The following is a 17,571-nucleotide window of genomic DNA, read 5'->3' on the forward strand; positions in this document are numbered from 1 at the left end:
GACATGGAAAAAGTAAAAGAAAGAGATGGATTTTCCTTAATGGAAATGATAATTGTTATTGCCATTTTGGGAATGATTACCGGTGGTATTGCGGTTACTTATAATATGGTCCGTTCTGCCGATGTAAAGGGGATGGCTTATGATATTGATTCGAGCCTGACGAACTTGAAATCCAAAAACATGGGAAGCAATAAGCAGTTATTTATGCATTTGTATAAACAGTCAGAAAATTATTTTATTGATTATACCGAAGAGGAAAGTTACACCCCGTCAGGGGAAGGAGAGTCGGTTGGCGAATCCGGCATTTCCCTCAAATATGATGGAAAAGAATTGACGGACGGAGAGGTCATCACGATAGGAATTCAGAAAAAAGACGGTGCATTTTCCGTTGGTCCTGAAGAAATTGAAGTTTATGACAATAATGTAAATGATTACATGGTATATCTGGTGAAGGATACCGGTAAACACTATGTGGAAGAATTACAGTAAAGAGTTGATTGTGGAAGGTGATTGTATGAAAGGAAAAGTACGAGCGGGATATTCGCTGATTGAATTAATGATAGCCATGGCGATTTCAGCTATTGTTCTTACGGCAATCATTGGTCTGATTGGTTTTGCTACGAGAAACATGAGAATTACACAGACCTCGGTGGATTTGCAGAATCAGGCAAAAGAGACATTAAACCACATGACGACTTATGTGATGGAAGGAAGCCGTGTCGAATGGGATGACAATAAAAAACAACTTACAATAACAAAGGATAAAATCGGTGCAGATCATAAGCCGGAGAGTTCGCTTGCAAGTTATTACTGGCAGGATGGCGATGCCGTTTATTTTGTAAAGGACACTGAGACGAAGAAGGCGGTTTTGACCTCGGATAAAAAACATCTTTTATTAGATCATGTAAAAGATTTTACATGTGAGAAAAAAGAAGATAAAGAGAAAAAGCAAAAGGATATTCTCCATATTTCACTGCAGTTGAAAAATGAAGATATGGCAGAGTTTACCTGTGATAAAGAAGTTATGATGAGAAATCAGTAAAGGAGGCGGTTTTTTGAGGACAAGAAAGAAAATATGGTTTTTATATAGTTTGATTCCAATTGTAATCGCCATTGTTGTAGGTATCGGCATTTATACAAGAGCATTTGGTATGTTTAGTCCGAAAGAACCGTATGTGAAAGGGGAACCGGACTCAATTGCTTTGGATTCCGTGACGGATGAAGGAAAGAACTGGATTGGCGAAATGGGTACCGGAGCGAAACCGGCAACCTCGGATGTGCCGACCTGTGAAGGGAAAAAAGGAACAAAAGATAATCCGTTTGTGATTTTGGAAATTGTTGCAGACAAGGCGCAGCAGCAGATGGGGTATCTTGCGATGGATGAAAATGAGACGAAACCGCTGGATATTTTGCAGTACGGCATTGATACTGCCGCAGAGCAAAAACGTTCTTATGTTCCGGGCAGTTCTTCTATTATGGGACAGGATAATTTGAAAGAAATCGGACAGTGGTTCTGCAACTGGAAATATTCGGTTTATAAAATTGGGAAAAAGGCAGAAAAAGAATCCATTCCTTATACAGAGATTGCCAAGTTATATAATGTTGAGATTACATCAAATGATTTAGAAAAGGCGGGTGTGTCAACAGAGGCATTTGACGAACAGTTACAGAAAGGAAAAACACAGAAATTCAGCAGAGAAGTTTATGATGTTCCGGCATTAATCAAAAAATATCCGGACTTCTTTGGGAAAGACAGCGATAAAAATACCATCCGTAAACCGGCAAAAGAGGATATTAATAACTGGTCGGTGAAAAAGAAAACGGAAGTTGTGAAGGAAGCAGAAGAAGAGATTTATAAGAAAACCGGATATCTTGTGGCAGTAGAGCCGGGTAAAGGTGAGTTTGGTTTTGCCAGCGAGAGTGATGCTTCAAATTTCATTTTCACAAAAATGGGAACGGATGCAGACCGCTGGATTTACGTTGAGAAGGAAGAGGATTTGCCGGAGGGGGTATTGGAGAGGTACACAAACCGGACGGCACAAATTGGGCAGTATGGATTTTGGAATAACGAAACGAATATTGGTTGGACGGATTCAACATCTGAGTTATATAACTATGATAATAATCAAAATGGAAAAGAGGCTTCGGCACTGACTGGAATGATGCTGAAATTATCCGATAACAGCAATTTGACCAGCAAATATGTGAAGTCCCCACAGGAGACAAAGGATATTTATACCTTTTCTTATTATGGATTGAAAAATAATAACGTGTTAAAACGTCAGTTGTTCCATTTTACAACGCAGGAAGCATACGATGATTTTCACATGCAGGTTATCTGCATGACACCTTCGGAGCTGAATGCGATTGGGAAAAAGGATACCAAAGAAAAGGTGGATATGATAGAGCGCGCGGATATGTTCTATCTGGGCAGTTACGATTCAGAAACAAATAATATTGCGAATGTATATAAGTTATATTATAAATACGTGGAAAATCAGAAGGATTATCAGTACGATTCGTCCAAAGTAGCAGAATTTATGGACGAAGATTTGGATTGGAATTTGTGCTTTAAATTGATATATCGTTTGTGTAATAACAAAAATCTGCCATTAGTCATGACAAACCGTCTTGGTAATCTGGAAAAATATGGAATGGCAGATGTTAAAATGTATCAATCGAAAAAGACGCCGAATGTGACGAGAAAAGCGACGCTGAATAATTTGGCAAAACTTTATATCATTGCGTCACAGTTTGATTTGACGGCGAAAAAAGAAGAGGATGAATCGTATATCCGAACTTTTTATGATGACATTTTGACGACGGGAAAATTAGAGCAGATAGTTTTAAATGATACGGCGAAAACAGATGCAAAAACGCCGGCAGATAACACCGGTTATTATGTCAGACCTAAGACAATTGAAACCGATGATTTGACCGAAAAGCAAAAGTGTTATTATCTGTGGAATCCGCTTACTTTCTATCCGGAAGCGGATGAGATGGATGCGCTCTGGAGTACAGACAGCCAGTGTAATATTAACGTAGATAAATTTGTTTCCTATGGCTATAATCGTTCTTATTTTGATGTGAATGATGCGAGTAATATTTTTACATCATCAAAGATGGGAATGAAAGCCAAGGGCAGTGACGGCGAACATGGTAATGTGGCAATTCCGCAAAATGCAAACAATGAAAATTACTCGACATTACTTGGTAACACGGAGAATGCAGATGTTTTAAATGTTGCGATGGATACGGCATTTCAGATTATGAATAATCGTCCGGAAACCGTAAATAATTTGGTTGTAAAGGCATTAAAACAGGCAAAGAAATATGTGAAATTAGCCGATGATTCGGTTTTGATTGATTATTCGTCCGACCGTTCGTATACCAGCGAAACCTCGTATCTGAAAGTTCAGATTCACGATAATAACAATACTGAAGATGGTTTGGTGACAAAGATATCGCTAAAGAATGAGAGCGGTGAAACGGCACCCGGCTCAAATCTTATTCTGTATACGACAAAGGATATGACGACAGCTTGCGAGAAAACTACCTATAGTGGTAAGACCGGTTATCAGGTAAAAACATCGGCGCCTTTGATTGCGTATATCCCATATTCCATAAAGGATTGGGCAAAGGGATATAACATCATCGAATTTGAAACCGTAGGAAGAACGTACAGCGAGCGCAAGAAAAAGACGATTATGGGCAGCCCTGTGACCTCTCAGATTACGATTGGTGAGCGGACGCTGTTTAGTCTGGAATAAGAAACGGAAGTGGAATTATGCAGAGTATCAAAGAGATAAAGCAATTGTTTGAACAGGCGGAAAAAGAGCAGTGGAATGCTCTTTTTTCGCAGTATAAAACGGATGAACGTGCAGGTGTGCAGAAACTTATCACACAGTATGAGAACAAACTCGTAAAATATAGAAAAGAGCAGGAAAGACTGTATCGAATGCTAGAGTTTGAGCGCAAATATGGGGATGAATTTTCCTGTATCTGCGGTATTGATGAGGCGGGGCGCGGACCGTTTGCGGGACCTGTTGTTGCAGGAGCAGTCATTCTGCCAAAAGGACTTACGATTGAAGGGTTAAACGATTCAAAACAGGTGAGTGCAAAAAAGCGTGAGGAATTGTATGATGAAATTAAGGAAAAGGCTGTGAGTGTCGGCATTGGCATGAGTTCACCGGCAAGAATTGATGAAATCAATATTTTGCAGGCGACTTATGAAGCTATGCAGCATGCGGTCGAGGATTTGGATGTTGTTCCGGATTTGTTATTAAACGATGCGGTTACGATTCCTTTGATTCCGATTCGTCAGGTCGGTATTATAAAAGGAGATGCGAGAAGTTTATCCATAGCGGCTGCCAGCATTATGGCAAAGGTTACGAGGGACCGCATGATGGTCGAATACGCAGAACTTTATCCGGAATATGGCTTTGAAAAAAATAAAGGATATGGTTCGGCAGAGCACCGTGAGGCACTGAAAAAATACGGACCGTGTCCGATTCACAGGAGCACATTTATTCATAACTGGATTTCCTAAGGAGGGAATAAGTATGGCATATGAAAAGGAAAAAAAGACGGCGGTTGCGCTTGAATATACGCCGGGTGAGCAGGCTCCAAAGGTCATTGCCAGTGGACGCGGTTATCTGGCAGATAAAATCATAGATGTGGCAAAAGAGGAAAATGTGCCGATTCATAAAGACGAAAAACTTGCCCGCTCGCTGTCGGTTCTTGATATTGGAGAATATATTCCGCAGGAGTTGTACTCAATTGTGGCAGAGGTGTTAGTTTTTGTGGATGATATGGACAAAATTCAAAGTAAGGTGAAGAAAAAATAATGAATCAACGAGAAGTGGGAGCAAAAAAAGAAGAGCAGGCGGGAGAATATTTGAAATCCTGTGGCTATGAACTGGAAGCAAAAAATTATTATTGTCGGTTTGGCGAGATTGACATTATTGCCAGAGAAGGAAAGTATCTTTGCTTTGTCGAGGTTAAATATCGGAAAAATGAAAAATACGGTGCGCCGGAAGGTGCTATTTCGCCCACGAAAATAAAACGGATTTGCAAAACGAGTCAGTTTTATTTATGGGAGCATAAATTGCCGGAGGATACACCGGTGCGGTATGATGCCGTGTTTATAATCGGGGATGAATGTCGTCTTGTGAGGGATGCTTTTTCATTTTTCGGATGAAAGAAAGTAGAACGTTTACTTGCTTTTTGTTCCTAAAAGCAATATAATAGGATAGATTGGCAGAAATGGAGGATGAGCATGGGAAAAGCAATATTGGCTATTGTTGGACGGCCGAATGTTGGAAAGTCAACATTATTTAATACATTAGCCGGGGAAAAGATTTCGATTGTAGAAGACCATCCCGGCGTTACAAGAGACCGTATTTATGCAGATGTTACATGGCTGAATCATTCCTTTTCAATGATTGATACCGGCGGTATTGAGATGGATTCAAAGGATAAGATGTTAAAGCACATGAGAGAACAGGCGGACATTGCGATTGACACAGCGGATGTGATTTTGTTCCTCGTGGATGTGAAACAGGGACTTGTAGATGCGGATTTTAAAGTGGCAGATATGCTGAGAAAATCCGGGAAACCGGTGATTTTAGTTGTAAATAAAGTCGACAATTTTGAAAAATATATGCCGGATGTGTATGAATTTTACAATTTGGGTATTGGAGACCCGCATCCGATTTCCGCAGCATCTAAGCTTGGTATTGGTGATATGTTGGATGCGGTTATGGAATTGTTTGATTTGGAAAAAATTGAAGAGGAAGAGGATGACAGACCTAAGATTGCCATTGTCGGTAAGCCAAATGCCGGAAAGTCTTCTTTAATTAATAATCTGTTAGGTGAAAATCGTGTTATTGTTTCGGATGTTGCCGGAACAACAAGGGATGCGATTGACACAGAAATTGTTTACAATGGCACGGAATATGTGTTTATTGATACTGCCGGACTCAGACGGAAGAGTAAAATTAAGGAAAATATTGAACGCTACAGTATTATTCGCACAGTTGCAGCAATTGAGCGCTCGGATGTGGTCATTCTGATGATTGATGCCACGGAAGGCGTGTCTGAGCAGGATGCGAAAATTGCGGGAATTGCCCACGACAGAGGCCGTGGATTGATCATTGCGGTCAACAAATGGGATGCAATCGAAAAAGACAATCATACGGTGAAAGAATATACGAAAAAAGTACGGGATATTTTGTCTTTTGTTCCGTATGCGGAAATTATTTTTATTTCTGCCCTGACCGGACAGCGTACAAAGAAAATTTTTGATTTACTTGAAACGGTTATTGAGAATCACGCAATGCGCATCCAGACCGGTGTGCTAAATGAGATTTTGATGGAGGCAGTCGCATTACAGCAGCCACCTTCTGACAAAGGAAAGCGGTTGAAACTGTTTTATATGACACAGGTGAGTACAAAGCCGCCGACGTTTGTTTTGTTTGTCAATAAAAAAGAACTGATGCATTTTTCGTATCAGCGGTATATCGAAAACCGGATTCGTGATACATTTGGTTTTATGGGTACACCGATTCGTATTTTTATCAGGGAACGTAAAGAAAAGGAGTAATTTATCATGGAACTTGTTTATTCAATAATCTTTTTAATCATTGGTTATGGCTTTGGAAGCTTTTCAACCGGATATGTGGTTGGAAGGATGAGTGGACATAATATCCAGTCGGAGGGAAGTGGAAACATTGGCACGACCAATGCTCTTCGTACTATGGGAGCAAAAGGCGGTGCGCTTACCTTTGCCGGAGATTTATTAAAGGCATTTATTCCGACACTTTTGGTGCGCTTTGTTTTCTGCCCGAACATGGGGTATTCACCGGAAATGACCTATCTTATGACTTTGGTGATTGGTCTTGGTGTTGTAATTGGACATAATTTCCCTTTTTACCTTCATTTTAAAGGCGGCAAGGGAATTGCGGTATCGGCGGCAGTTATTGTTGCTTCTTCATCCAATACGAGTCTTGGCTGGATTATGATTGGTGTCTTTTTGGCAGTATTTATTATTGTAGTTGGAATTACCAGATATGTGTCTCTTGGCTCGTTGATTGTTGTGTGGTATTTTCCACTTTATGTAATTTTAGAGTACCATAGGATTGAAACGTCTTTGTTTGTCATTATGCTTTTCATTGCGCTGCTTTTTACAGCACTTGCCTACTTTAAGCATGCGGGGAACATAAGACGGTTAATGAATCATACAGAACGTAAATTGGGAGAAAAAAAGGAAAAGGAGAACGAATAGATGAAACATGTTAGTTTTTTAGGAGCAGGAAGCTGGGGAACCGCACTTGCCATTTTGTGTGCAAACAATGGACATCAGGTTACGATTTGGTCAAAGGTGAAAGCAGAGACCGATATGCTCAAAGAGCATAGAGAACATCTGGAACGTCTGCCTGGTGTAAAACTTCCGGATAGTATTGTGATTGAAGAAGATTTGGAAAAGGCATGTACCAATCAGGATGTTATTGTATGGTCAGTCGCTTCTCCGTTTGTCCGTTCAACGGCACAGGAAGCAAAGCCTTTTATTAAGGATAATCAGATTATTGTAAATGTCGGCAAGGGAATCGAGGAAAATACATTGATGACATTATGTGGAATCCTTGAGGATGAGCTGCCGATGGCAGATGTCTGTGTCCTTTCCGGACCAAGCCATGCGGAAGAAGTTTCCCATGGAGTACCAACAACGGTTGTTGTCGGAGCAAAGACGGAAAAGACGGCAATGTTTGTACAGGATGTGTTTATGAGTGACCGTTTCCGTGTGTATACAAGTCCGGATATGATTGGTATTGAACTTGGCGGTGCACTGAAAAACGTGATTGCACTGGCTGCCGGTATTCTGGACGGTATGGGACTTGGCGATAATACGAAAGCTGCTTTGATGACACGCGGAATTGCTGAGATTTCCAGACTTGGTGTGGAACTTGGCGGAAAAATGGAAACATTCTGCGGTTTATCAGGTATTGGTGATTTGATTGTAACCTGTATCAGCACCCACAGCCGGAATCATAACTGCGGTTATATGTTAGGGCAGGGCAAAACGTTAGAGGAAGCAAAGAAAGAAATCAAGCAGGTTATCGAGGGCGTAAACTGTGCAAAAGCTGCGATGGCACTTGCCAATAAAAACCACGTAACAATGCCAATTGTGGAACAGATTAACGCAATTTTGTTCTCCGATAAAACGGCAGAGCAGGCAGTGGCAGACTTGCTGATGCGCGATAAAGTCAGTGAGTACAAGAGTTTGACGTGGTAGGGAATGCCTAAACGTAAGCAGAAAGTCTAAAATACAAATATTTGCCAGCGGATTTTTGCACTTGTAGTGAATTAAAAATCCGCTGGCTTTTCAATACGGATATTTTTTGTGCCGGCAGCCATTAAGGCAACTCTGTTTCGTAGATTTTAGCGAAAGAGTTGTTTTGGTATCTTCATGATAAATTGGTGTTGACACGTAAATGTGTGTGTGATAGTATATGTATAACAGTTAGGGTGTTTTGTGATCCTGACGTTATCTATCAGTACGGGCTTGTACTGGTTTCGACAGGCCAGCTGAAGACGGTGAAGCTATCCGTGGACTGTGACCACGTTAAAACGCAGACTTAAATTTAAACGCTGATAATAATAAATTAGCTTACGCTGCCTAATTATGGCGGCTGTTGTGCTTAGGCGTCCTACAACCTAGGTTACAGCATCATTCCTTTGTAGGGAACCTTGCCGGTAAAGCTTTGAATCGGTAAGAGAAACATGAAGCTACTGATATTTAGTGGGTGTTAGTTCCCGCTATTTGGAGGGAATGGTTTTCGCAAGAGAACAAAAGAACTGACTATGATAGTAGAAGAACGTGGGATTCTGGTTTGGACGCGGGTTCGACTCCCGCCAGGTCCATTATATGCACTGAGGAGGGACTCAACGAAGTTGGGAGGAGTTCTGACGACATATGTAGAGTATGTCCGAAGTTGTTTGGTGTATCGAAAAAGATAGCGGTGCTGTATATGAATAAAGATATACAGTACCGTTATTTTTATGGTATAATTCGGATATGAATTTGACAAAATGGGATTTATAGAAGAGATGTAAAGGCAATCGGTAAACATATTAATAATGCATTAAACAAAGAAATGTGCAAAAAATGCACATTCCAAATTCTGACAGGCCGGTTCAGTTTTATAGTTTGGAGGTAATTATTTCTGTAGGTTACAGAGTAAAATCTAATCGGGGTGTAGAATTTAGACAATGGGCTAATAATGTGCTTTGTGAAAAGGGACAAAAGAGGATAAGCGAAGGTGCTTTAGTGGCAATAACATTGATGAGTGCAGAGTCAGATCCCAAAGAAAAAGATTTTATTGGAGACTTGGTAAGGGCAGTTGCAGCTGGATAGGGAAAGTCGAATGTGCGTAGGCTCGATATATGCTAAACAAAGTAATTCTTGTGAAGATCCAAATGAACAGAAAAAAGAGATGTAGTAATGTAAAATAATATCGAAATTTGGAAAAAAGAACAAAATGTATCAGAAAAGAGATTGCGTTGACTAAAAACAGAGAATATGTTATTATGGTTTTGTACATAGACGAATTGTGGAGGTGACAAAATGGGAGAATTTATTGTCCGTTTGTCTTCATTGACATTGCAAAATATCAAAAATGTAAAAAAAGGTACTGTTTTTATGCCTATGGCTAATGAAAAATCACTTAATGTTGGCGGTGCAGAGATTCTTGGTATCTATGGACAGAATGGTTCAGGAAAAACGGCTGTTGTAGATGGTTTATATTTCCTCCAGCAGATAATGATTGGTGAGACCATTGATCAGAGTATAAGTGATTATATTGGAGTGAACGATGATGCGGCTCATATGAATGCTGAATTTAAGATATTTGGTAAGAAAAAAATATATGAGGTTGGATACAATATTGAGTTGAAAAAAATGGATGGTGATGTTGTAATAGAGAGAGAGTTTTTGAATTGTGCAATTAACCAGGATGGAAAGAGAACGAATAAGAATATTTTCATGGATTATATACGCTGCGAGTCGGAGAGTATTTTTAAACCACAAAAGAGACTTGATGAGTTAATTGGTAAGGATAAAGAGAGAAGAACAGATTTAATCGTGGCCAGAAAGATGGCAGAGAAAAGTAATTGTTCTTTTATTTTTGGAGATAGCAGTAGAGAAATTTTCTGTCAAAAAGTTGAGGATAAATTTAAGAATTATTCTAATGTAATCAAAGCATTATTTGAATTTTCTTTTAAGGATTTATTTGTTATTAGAAACACTCATTCAGGAATGATAACAGCAAATTTTCTTTTACCAATGGCTTTTCGTATAGAAAATAACAAGATTGGTGCAAAGGGAGATTTTGCGGTACCTTTGACTGAACCAGTTGTATTAGATGTTGAAACAAAGAAAATTTTGGATGTAATTATTAAACAAATAAATGCTGTATTATATACAATCATTCCAGGAATGATGATTGATGTGAAAGATTATGGGAAACAGGCACTAGATTCTGGCGAAGAGGGATGGAAGGTAGAGTTGATGTCTGTGCGCGAAGGGGAAAATCCGATTCCTATTCGTATGGAATCAGAGGGAATTATTAAGATTATTTCTATCTTGAATGTGCTTATTCAGGCATTTGGGAATCCATCAATTTGTCTTGTGATTGATGAATTAGATGCAGGAATTTTTGAATATATGCTTGGAGAGCTGCTTGATATCTTTCAAAAGAGTGCTAAGGGACAGCTGATTTTTACATCTCATAACTTGCGTGCTCTTGAGATGCTTGATAAGAGCAGTATTATGTTTTCAACTGTTAATCCGGAAAATCGCTATATCCATATGAAGAGAGTAAAGGAGAATAACAATCTTCGTAGTATGTATATCAGAAGCATTACTCTGGGTGGACAGGATGAGGCGATTTATGAAGAGACGGATAGTTTAAAGATTGCGCGAGCATTTCGTAAAGCAGGAAGGAGCCTTTCTGATGAATGAAAAAAAAGTTATTGCGGTAATTGTAGAAGGACCGAGTGATGAAAATGCTATCGGTGGAATTTTAAAAGAGTTTTTTTCTTCCGAAGAGGTGCAATTTGCTGTAGTACATGGAGATATTACATCAAATGAATTTACTACGGTTGATAATGTTATTAGAAAGATAGATGGTCTCTTAGATGGCATAAAGTCGAAGTATGGATATCATTGGGATGACTTTATAAAGGTGATTCATATTGCCGATACAGATGGGGTGTTTGCAAAAGATTGTGTGGTGGAGGCGGATGTTGAGGAAATTCAATATTATGAAGATCATATGGAAGGAGCAGTTGTTGAAGCAATAGAACGTAGAAATAAACATAAGTCGGAAATCTTATTTAAGCTTTATTCAACCGGTAAAATTCATAATATAGGATACCGCTTGTATTTTAATTCCTGTAATTTAGAACATGTATTATATGGTGTACTGAAGAATTTTTCGGATGATGAGAAAGAAGAAATGTCGGATGATTTTGCTGAAAGATATGAAGGTAAGGTAAATGATTTTATTAGCTTTATATCGGATGAAGCAGTAGCTGTCCCAGGTACATATAAGGAAACTTGGAGATTTATTGAAAAGGACAAGCATTCTTTAGAAAGACACTCTAATATGAATTTAATATTTGAAAAGTGAATTTTGAGAGGAGCAGCGTATGATTGGCAATATAGTAATGGTCTGTCTTCCAACGATCGACAAGAGGAAATTTATTTTGTTGAAAATCTGGATGATATAAAGCGAATCTTGAGACTGGCATAACTTTATGATTGCACAGTAAAATGGCGTTGCATTCGCGAAAGACAGAGATTGGATGATACTAGTATAGATTAAAATTCTCAACAGGATTGAGTATTTTATGGAAAGGAAATCGCAATGCAGACAACAGACTCGGTCCGCAGCGTCAAAGGTGTTGGCGAAAAAGCGGAACAAAATCTTCACAAATTAAAAATTGAAACGGTGGGAGAACTGCTAGAGCACTACCCAAGAAACTACGATGAAATCAAGCCGGTTTGTCCGATTGAAGCATTGGAAGAAGGAGATATAGCGGCTGTAGAAGGCGTGCTTATGGCGCGGCCGCAGATTATGAAACGTGGCTCAAAAAGTATTTTAACGATAACGCTGCGGGATACGACCGGCACTTTGTTAATTACATGGTTTAATATGCCTTTTCTGCGAAATCAGTTAAAAATGGGGACAAGATATTTGTTCCGTGGAAAGGTCGAAAAGCGAAACGGGCGGTTGCAGATGGTGCAGCCAAAGCGTTACACAAGGCAGGAATTTTACAAAATTGTAGGGAAAATGCAGCCAATTTATCCGCTTACGGCGGGGATTACCAATCATGCCATGGCAAAATTAATGCAGGAGGCAATCATGGCGGTAGAGGATTTCAAAGAATTTTTACCGGCGGATTTGCGTAAACGCCAGCAGTTGATTGAATACAAAAAAGCAATGCGTCAGATTCATTTTCCGGCAAATCATAAGGAATTGAAAGAGGCGAGGAAAAGACTTGCCTTTGATGAGTTGTTTTTATATACAATGGCACTTAATTATATCCGTGAAAATGGAAAAGAAATCAGCACACACCGGATTCAAAAGACAAATGAGGCTGCTGAGTTTTTAGAAAATCTTCCATTTTCGCTGACCGATGCACAGAAAAAAGTATATGAAGAAATCTGTATGGATATGGAAGGCGGTTTTGTGATGAATCGTCTGGTACAGGGAGATGTTGGTTCGGGAAAAACGATTGTTGCCGTGTTAGCACTTTTGGAAGTCGTTAAAAACGGATATCAGGGAGCATTCATGGTACCAACGGAAGTATTAGCGGCACAACACTATCAAAATCTGACGAAATTATTGGCAGATTACGGCGTGACGGTTGGATTATTGTCCGGTTCCCTCACAGCAAAAGAAAAGAGACGGGCAAAAGAAAAAATTGCTTCCGGGGAATGGGATATTGTGATTGGAACGCATGCGCTCATTCAGGATGGTGTTGCATTTGCCGATTTGGGACTTGTGATTACCGATGAACAGCATCGTTTTGGTGTAAAGCAGCGTGAGAAACTTTATCAAAAAGGAAAAGAACCACATGTTCTTGCGATGAGTGCGACGCCGATTCCAAGGACGCTTGCGTTAATTTTGTACGGCGATATGGATTTATCTGTGATTGATGAAAGACCGGCTAATCGTCTGCCGATAAAGAACTGTGCAGTCAACACGGATTATCGTCCGAATGCCTATCGATTTATGCTAAAACAGATTGAAGAAGGGCGGCAGGTGTATATTATCTGCCCGATGGTGGAACAGGACGACGAATCCGAACTGGAAAGTGTAATGCTTTACACCGAGGAACTCAAAAGCCAGTTTCCACCTTCGGTAACGATTGAATATCTTCATGGGAAAATGAAACCGGCGCAGAAAGAAGATATTATGGCACGTTATGCAGAAGGTGAAATCGATATTTTAGTTTCAACAACAGTGATTGAGGTTGGAATTGATGTGCCAAATGCCAGTGTGATTATGATAGAAAATGCAGAGCGTTTTGGACTGGCGCAGTTACATCAGCTTCGAGGACGAGTCGGACGTGGTAAGTGGCAGTCCTATTGTATTTTGATGTCGACAAAAGAAACCAAAGAGAGCAGGGAGCGGCTACAGGTTTTAGTCAATTCCAACGATGGATTTTATATTGCAAAAGAAGATTTGGTACTCCGCGGACAGGGGGATTTATTCGGCATCCGCCAGAGTGGAGAGCAGGTGTTTTTAATTGCGGATATTTTTGAAGACGCGAAGTTGTTGCAGCAGGCGTCCAAAGAGGCAAAGGAGATGTCGGCAGATGAAAAAGCACTTTTGTATAAGAAAAATGAACGTTTGAGAAACCGTTTGAACCGGTATTTGGGGCAGATTACGCTGTAAGGTGAATGTTTTCCTTGAAAAAAAGGCGTAAATCATATACAATGAAAACGATAAGCATTGGGAAGGAAGAATTGGATATGAGAGTGATTGCAGGAAAGGCAAGGCGGCTTCCTCTAGTGTCTCCGGAGGGCAGGGGGACAAGACCTACGACCGACCGGATTAAGGAAACGCTTTTTAATATTTTACAGGATGACATTCCGGGCTGCCGTTTTTTGGATTTATTTAGTGGAAGCGGAGCGATTGGAATTGAGGCAATCAGCAGAGGTGCCAAAGAAGCAGTCTTTGTTGAATTTGGCAAAGAAGCACTTTCCTGTATTCGGGCGAATTTGAAAAAAACAAAGTTAGAAAGTCAGGCAGTTGTATTTCCGGTGGAAGTCAGTTATGCGATTTCCAAACTGGCAAGACAGCAGGAAACGTTTGATATTATTTATGCCGACCCTCCCTATGAGAGAGGGTTTGAGCCAAAGATTTTAGAGTGGCTTGGTGATGCTAAAATCATGAATCCGGATACGATTCTGATTTTAGAAACTTCGTTAGACACACCGGTCGATTATGTCGACACCGAGCAGTTTGAAATTGTGAGAATCAAAGAATATAAAAACAATCAGCATGTGTTCCTTCGTGCCAAATAAGGGAGCCGGAAGAACGAGAAAAGGAGAAGAATATGAATCCATCCAGAATTGAGCAGGCAATTGACGAGATTTACAATTATGTAGAAGAGTGTAAACCATCAAAACTTTATCCAAGTAAAGTTGTCGTAGACCGCGAGCAGCTTTATGATTTATTAGACGAACTTCGTCTGTGTGCACCGGAAGAAATCAAACGCTATCAGAAAATCATTACAAATCGCGATGGCATTTTAAATGAAGCGCAGCAGCGTGCGGAGGATATGCTATCTCAGGCGCAGCAGCAGACGGCACAGATTCTTGACCAGAACGAGATTGTTCAGACCGCATATCAGCGTGCCGAGGACATTATGCGTCAGGCAACGGAAGAGGCAGAGCGTCTGGTGAATGCCGCACAGGACGAAAGTGATCAGATGAGAAAAGCAGCACTTTTGTATACAAATGATTTATTGAGCGAGGCACAGGGACATGTGGAAGAATCATTAAAAGAAATTGATAATAAATCCCGCATGCTTACCAGCGCACTTAAAAACAGTATTCAGTTGATGAAGAGTAATAAGGAAGAACTTATGATGCAGCTTGAGCCGACTAAAGCAGCCGCAGCCAGTGAGCCGCAGATGCCGGAAGAGCCGGAACAGCCGGAACAGCTTGAGCCACAGCCACAAGGACAGGAATCCTTTGAGGTTCCGGAAGATGCCTTCTTAAAAAATGCAGAAGAGTAAATAAACCAGACTGCCGGCAATTACGGCATTTATCAGTTTATTAATAAGATATGGGAAAATGGGAAGTTCTGACTGCGATAGAACACTGCTCGTTTGTGCGGCTGCACACAGACCGCCAAAGGCAAGAATCGAAGCACTTAGAACTTCTTTTATTTGTAGAGAAAGTGGAGCAGTTGCAACATAGGACATTCCGGTTGTGATTTCCATAGAACCAAGACAGGCAATGCCGAATAAACTGGAGGTAGGCAAAAGCATTTTCAAGAAACAGGCAAAAATCGAAAACAAAATCACATAACCGCCGATTTTTGTAATTAGGATAAAACTATCCAAAATAATTTTATCCATTAGTTTGGAAAAAGGAAGCTTTTGCGGGGAACATTCGTTATGCGGACTGCTGCCATGGGAAGTGTTTTTATTTCTACCGATTATTTTCAGAATGGAAGAGACAAAAAAACTTCCTAAAAAAGCGGACAGAACCAGTGTGAGGAAAAAAAGGATCGCTTTTGGTGTTGAAACATTTAAGATGGTGCTGCAACAGTACCCCATGATAAACATGGGACTGGGATTATTGACAAATCCAAGATAAAAATAAGCTTTGTCTGTTGTCAGCAGTCCCTTTTCATATTGTTTACTCACCAAATCCGCACCGGCGGGATAACCGCACAGCAGACCAAGAAGGAGAAATGCCGGATGTTCGGATGCTTTTTTTAATTGCAGCCGGAAGAAATTTAAGGCAATAAAAAATGGAAGAAGTGTCGGGATTAGTTCGAAAATCCACAGAGAACAGCCATATTTACTGCCGGAAATCGCTGCTTCCGGGCAAAATAAAAGGAAGCCGATAAAGAGAAGTGAGCCGACAATCATAACAATACCTCACGGTTTTTACTCTATCTTATGCGGTAGAGATGGACAAATAGAAGTGTTTTGTGTTACGATAATCAGAAAGGATGGAAAAAGAATGGAGGGGCAGACTTTGATCGAGAAATCAGAGAAAATGATAGAAGCCATATTAGAAAGTTACAAAGAGTATCCGGTGACAGTTCGGATGGATACGGAGAATATTGTAAATAAAAATGTATTGATTCAGGTATTGGAAGAACTTCGCCGGATTTTGTTTCCGGGATTTTTTGATACCAACCGCGTGAGAAGTGAATATATCAAATATTTAGTGGGCGACCGCATGGAATTTGTCCAGTATCATCTCCGCAAACAGATTGCACGCGTATTGGGAAATGATGAGACATGTGACCAGTGCCCAAAATCGGATTTATCAAATAAAGCAGAAAAAATTGTAGAAGAATTTTTCTCGAAAATCCCGATGATACGAGAGTATTTATACACCGATGTTCAGGCAGCATATGATGGTGATCCGGCAGCATACAGTACCGATGAAGTTATTTTTTCTTATCCCGGTATTTTTGCTATTACGGTTTACCGCATTGCCCATGAACTGGTGCTTCTTGGTGTGCCGTTGATTCCACGTATTATGACAGAGTATGCACACAGCCTGACAGGAATTGATATCAATCCGGGTGCTGCCATCGGCAAGTATTTTTGCATTGACCATGGAACCGGCATTGTAATTGGTGAGACAACAACAATTGGAGACCATGTAAAAATTTATCAGGGAGTTACGCTTGGAGCGTTATCCACAAAACGAGGTCAGCTTCTTAAGGGCGAAAAGCGACACCCAACAATCGGAAACAACGTAACAATTTACTCCGGAACCTCGGTACTTGGCGGCGATACCGTCATTGGCGACGGTGTTACAATTGGCGGTAATGCATTTATTGTTAAATCGGTTTCCGCCGGCATGAAAGTAAATGTGAAAAATCCGGAATTGCAGTATAGCAGAGATTCGAGAAGTGAGTTAGAGCAGGATGGATTCTGGGATTGGGTGATTTAGGATTATCCATTGCATAAATTTACAAATGTACTTGAGTTTCCGCAAAGCACATTAAAAAAAGTGGATGACTTTAATTAAAACACTAATCTGCTGGATTTTGAGGACTCAAAAGCGACAGTATCAGGATTAGAGGCACTTTAATAAGCCCCGCCGAAACCGGACTTTGGAAGAATTATTTTTTTATCTATTCAGACAACCAGTTTAAGGCAGAGTTGACGGTATCTCGGACGTTTGGGTCGGAACCATAGCCTGACGCCTTCTTTTGCATATGAGAGTATGCCACGGATGCCTTTCGCCAGTCGATAATAGCAGAAGAATACTTTTGCCTTTACAGGATCTGCTTTTTGTATAAT

At 40.3% G+C, this 17,571-nt stretch carries 16 protein-coding genes and 1 other RNA gene; 16 read left to right on the forward strand and 1 reads right to left on the reverse strand.

Translation table 11 applies throughout. From position 1 onward, the window contains the following. Positions 1-3: 3 nt before the first annotated feature. From DW005_RS00900 to DW005_RS00980, 15 genes are all read left to right on the forward strand, one after another. Complete coding sequence (locus DW005_RS00900) at positions 4-489, forward strand: prepilin-type N-terminal cleavage/methylation domain-containing protein (protein ID WP_117477786.1); 486 nt, start codon at positions 4-6, stop codon at positions 487-489. 25 nt (positions 490-514) lie between these two features. Continuing rightward, complete coding sequence (locus DW005_RS00905; RefSeq protein ID WP_181974897.1) at positions 515-1,042, forward strand: prepilin-type N-terminal cleavage/methylation domain-containing protein; 528 nt, start codon at positions 515-517, stop codon at positions 1,040-1,042. Between the two features lie 13 nt (positions 1,043-1,055). Then, positions 1,056-3,770 (forward strand): hypothetical protein, encoded by a 2,715-nt coding sequence (locus DW005_RS00910; protein ID WP_117477788.1) that lies wholly within the window; start codon positions 1,056-1,058, stop codon positions 3,768-3,770. 17 nt (positions 3,771-3,787) lie between these two features. After that, positions 3,788-4,549, forward strand: a complete 762-nt coding sequence (locus DW005_RS00915; protein ID WP_117477789.1) for a ribonuclease HII — start codon at positions 3,788-3,790, stop codon at positions 4,547-4,549. Positions 4,550-4,562: 13 nt separating this feature from the next. Beyond that, positions 4,563-4,847, forward strand: coding sequence for an EscU/YscU/HrcU family type III secretion system export apparatus switch protein (locus tag DW005_RS00920; RefSeq protein ID WP_022375946.1), 285 nt, complete (start codon positions 4,563-4,565; stop codon positions 4,845-4,847). Next, the gene (locus tag DW005_RS00925; RefSeq protein WP_117477790.1) at positions 4,847-5,200 is read left to right on the forward strand and encodes a YraN family protein; all 354 of its coding nucleotides are present in this window, start codon (positions 4,847-4,849) and stop codon (positions 5,198-5,200) included. Before DW005_RS00920 ends, DW005_RS00925 begins: the two co-directional genes overlap by 1 nt. Positions 5,201-5,278: 78 nt before the next feature. Continuing rightward, a complete protein-coding gene (der, locus tag DW005_RS00930) occupies positions 5,279-6,604 on the forward strand; it encodes a ribosome biogenesis GTPase Der (protein ID WP_117477791.1) in 1,326 nt (441 codons plus the stop codon). A gap of 6 nt (positions 6,605-6,610) precedes the next feature. Then, the gene (locus DW005_RS00935; RefSeq protein WP_117477792.1) at positions 6,611-7,285 is read left to right on the forward strand and encodes a glycerol-3-phosphate acyltransferase; all 675 of its coding nucleotides are present in this window, start codon (positions 6,611-6,613) and stop codon (positions 7,283-7,285) included. Continuing rightward, positions 7,286-8,293 carry an NAD(P)H-dependent glycerol-3-phosphate dehydrogenase gene (locus tag DW005_RS00940; protein WP_117477793.1) on the forward strand — a complete coding sequence of 336 codons (1,008 nt, stop codon included), beginning with the start codon at positions 7,286-7,288 and terminating at the stop codon, positions 8,291-8,293. Positions 8,294-8,559: 266 nt separating this feature from the next. Beyond that, positions 8,560-8,925: a transfer-messenger RNA gene (ssrA, locus tag DW005_RS00945) on the forward strand. 700 nt (positions 8,926-9,625) lie between these two features. Then, positions 9,626-11,020 (forward strand): ATP-binding protein, encoded by a 1,395-nt coding sequence (locus DW005_RS00955; protein WP_117477795.1) that lies wholly within the window; start codon positions 9,626-9,628, stop codon positions 11,018-11,020. Continuing rightward, positions 11,013-11,690 (forward strand): hypothetical protein, encoded by a 678-nt coding sequence (locus tag DW005_RS00960; protein ID WP_117477796.1) that lies wholly within the window; start codon positions 11,013-11,015, stop codon positions 11,688-11,690. Before DW005_RS00955 ends, DW005_RS00960 begins: the two co-directional genes overlap by 8 nt. Positions 11,691-11,927: 237 nt before the next feature. Then, positions 11,928-13,964: an ATP-dependent DNA helicase RecG gene (gene recG / locus DW005_RS00970; protein ID WP_117477797.1), complete on the forward strand. Its 2,037-nt coding sequence runs from the start codon at positions 11,928-11,930 to the stop codon at positions 13,962-13,964. 41 nt (positions 13,965-14,005) lie between these two features. Then, a complete protein-coding gene (gene rsmD / locus DW005_RS00975) occupies positions 14,006-14,596 on the forward strand; it encodes a 16S rRNA (guanine(966)-N(2))-methyltransferase RsmD (protein WP_278286495.1) in 591 nt (196 codons plus the stop codon). Positions 14,597-14,628: 32 nt separating this feature from the next. Then, entirely contained in the window at positions 14,629-15,312 is a 684-nt protein-coding gene (locus DW005_RS00980) for an HrpE/YscL family type III secretion apparatus protein (RefSeq protein ID WP_117477799.1), read from the forward strand. Here the strand turns inward: DW005_RS00980 and DW005_RS00985 are convergent. Further along, entirely contained in the window at positions 15,292-16,176 is an 885-nt protein-coding gene (locus DW005_RS00985) for a hypothetical protein (RefSeq protein ID WP_117477800.1), read from the reverse strand. The genes DW005_RS00980 and DW005_RS00985 overlap by 21 nt on opposite strands. 94 nt (positions 16,177-16,270) lie before the next feature. On the opposite strand from DW005_RS00985, the gene DW005_RS00990 reads away from it, so the two are divergent. Continuing rightward, on the forward strand, positions 16,271-17,218 hold the full coding sequence (locus DW005_RS00990) for a serine O-acetyltransferase (RefSeq protein WP_117477801.1): 948 nt from the start codon (positions 16,271-16,273) through the stop codon (positions 17,216-17,218). Positions 17,219-17,571: the final 353 nt, after the last annotated feature.

The organism is Clostridium sp. AF36-4 (genome assembly GCF_003435975.1).
Classification (GTDB): Bacteria; Bacillota; Clostridia; order Lachnospirales; family Lachnospiraceae; genus Eubacterium_F.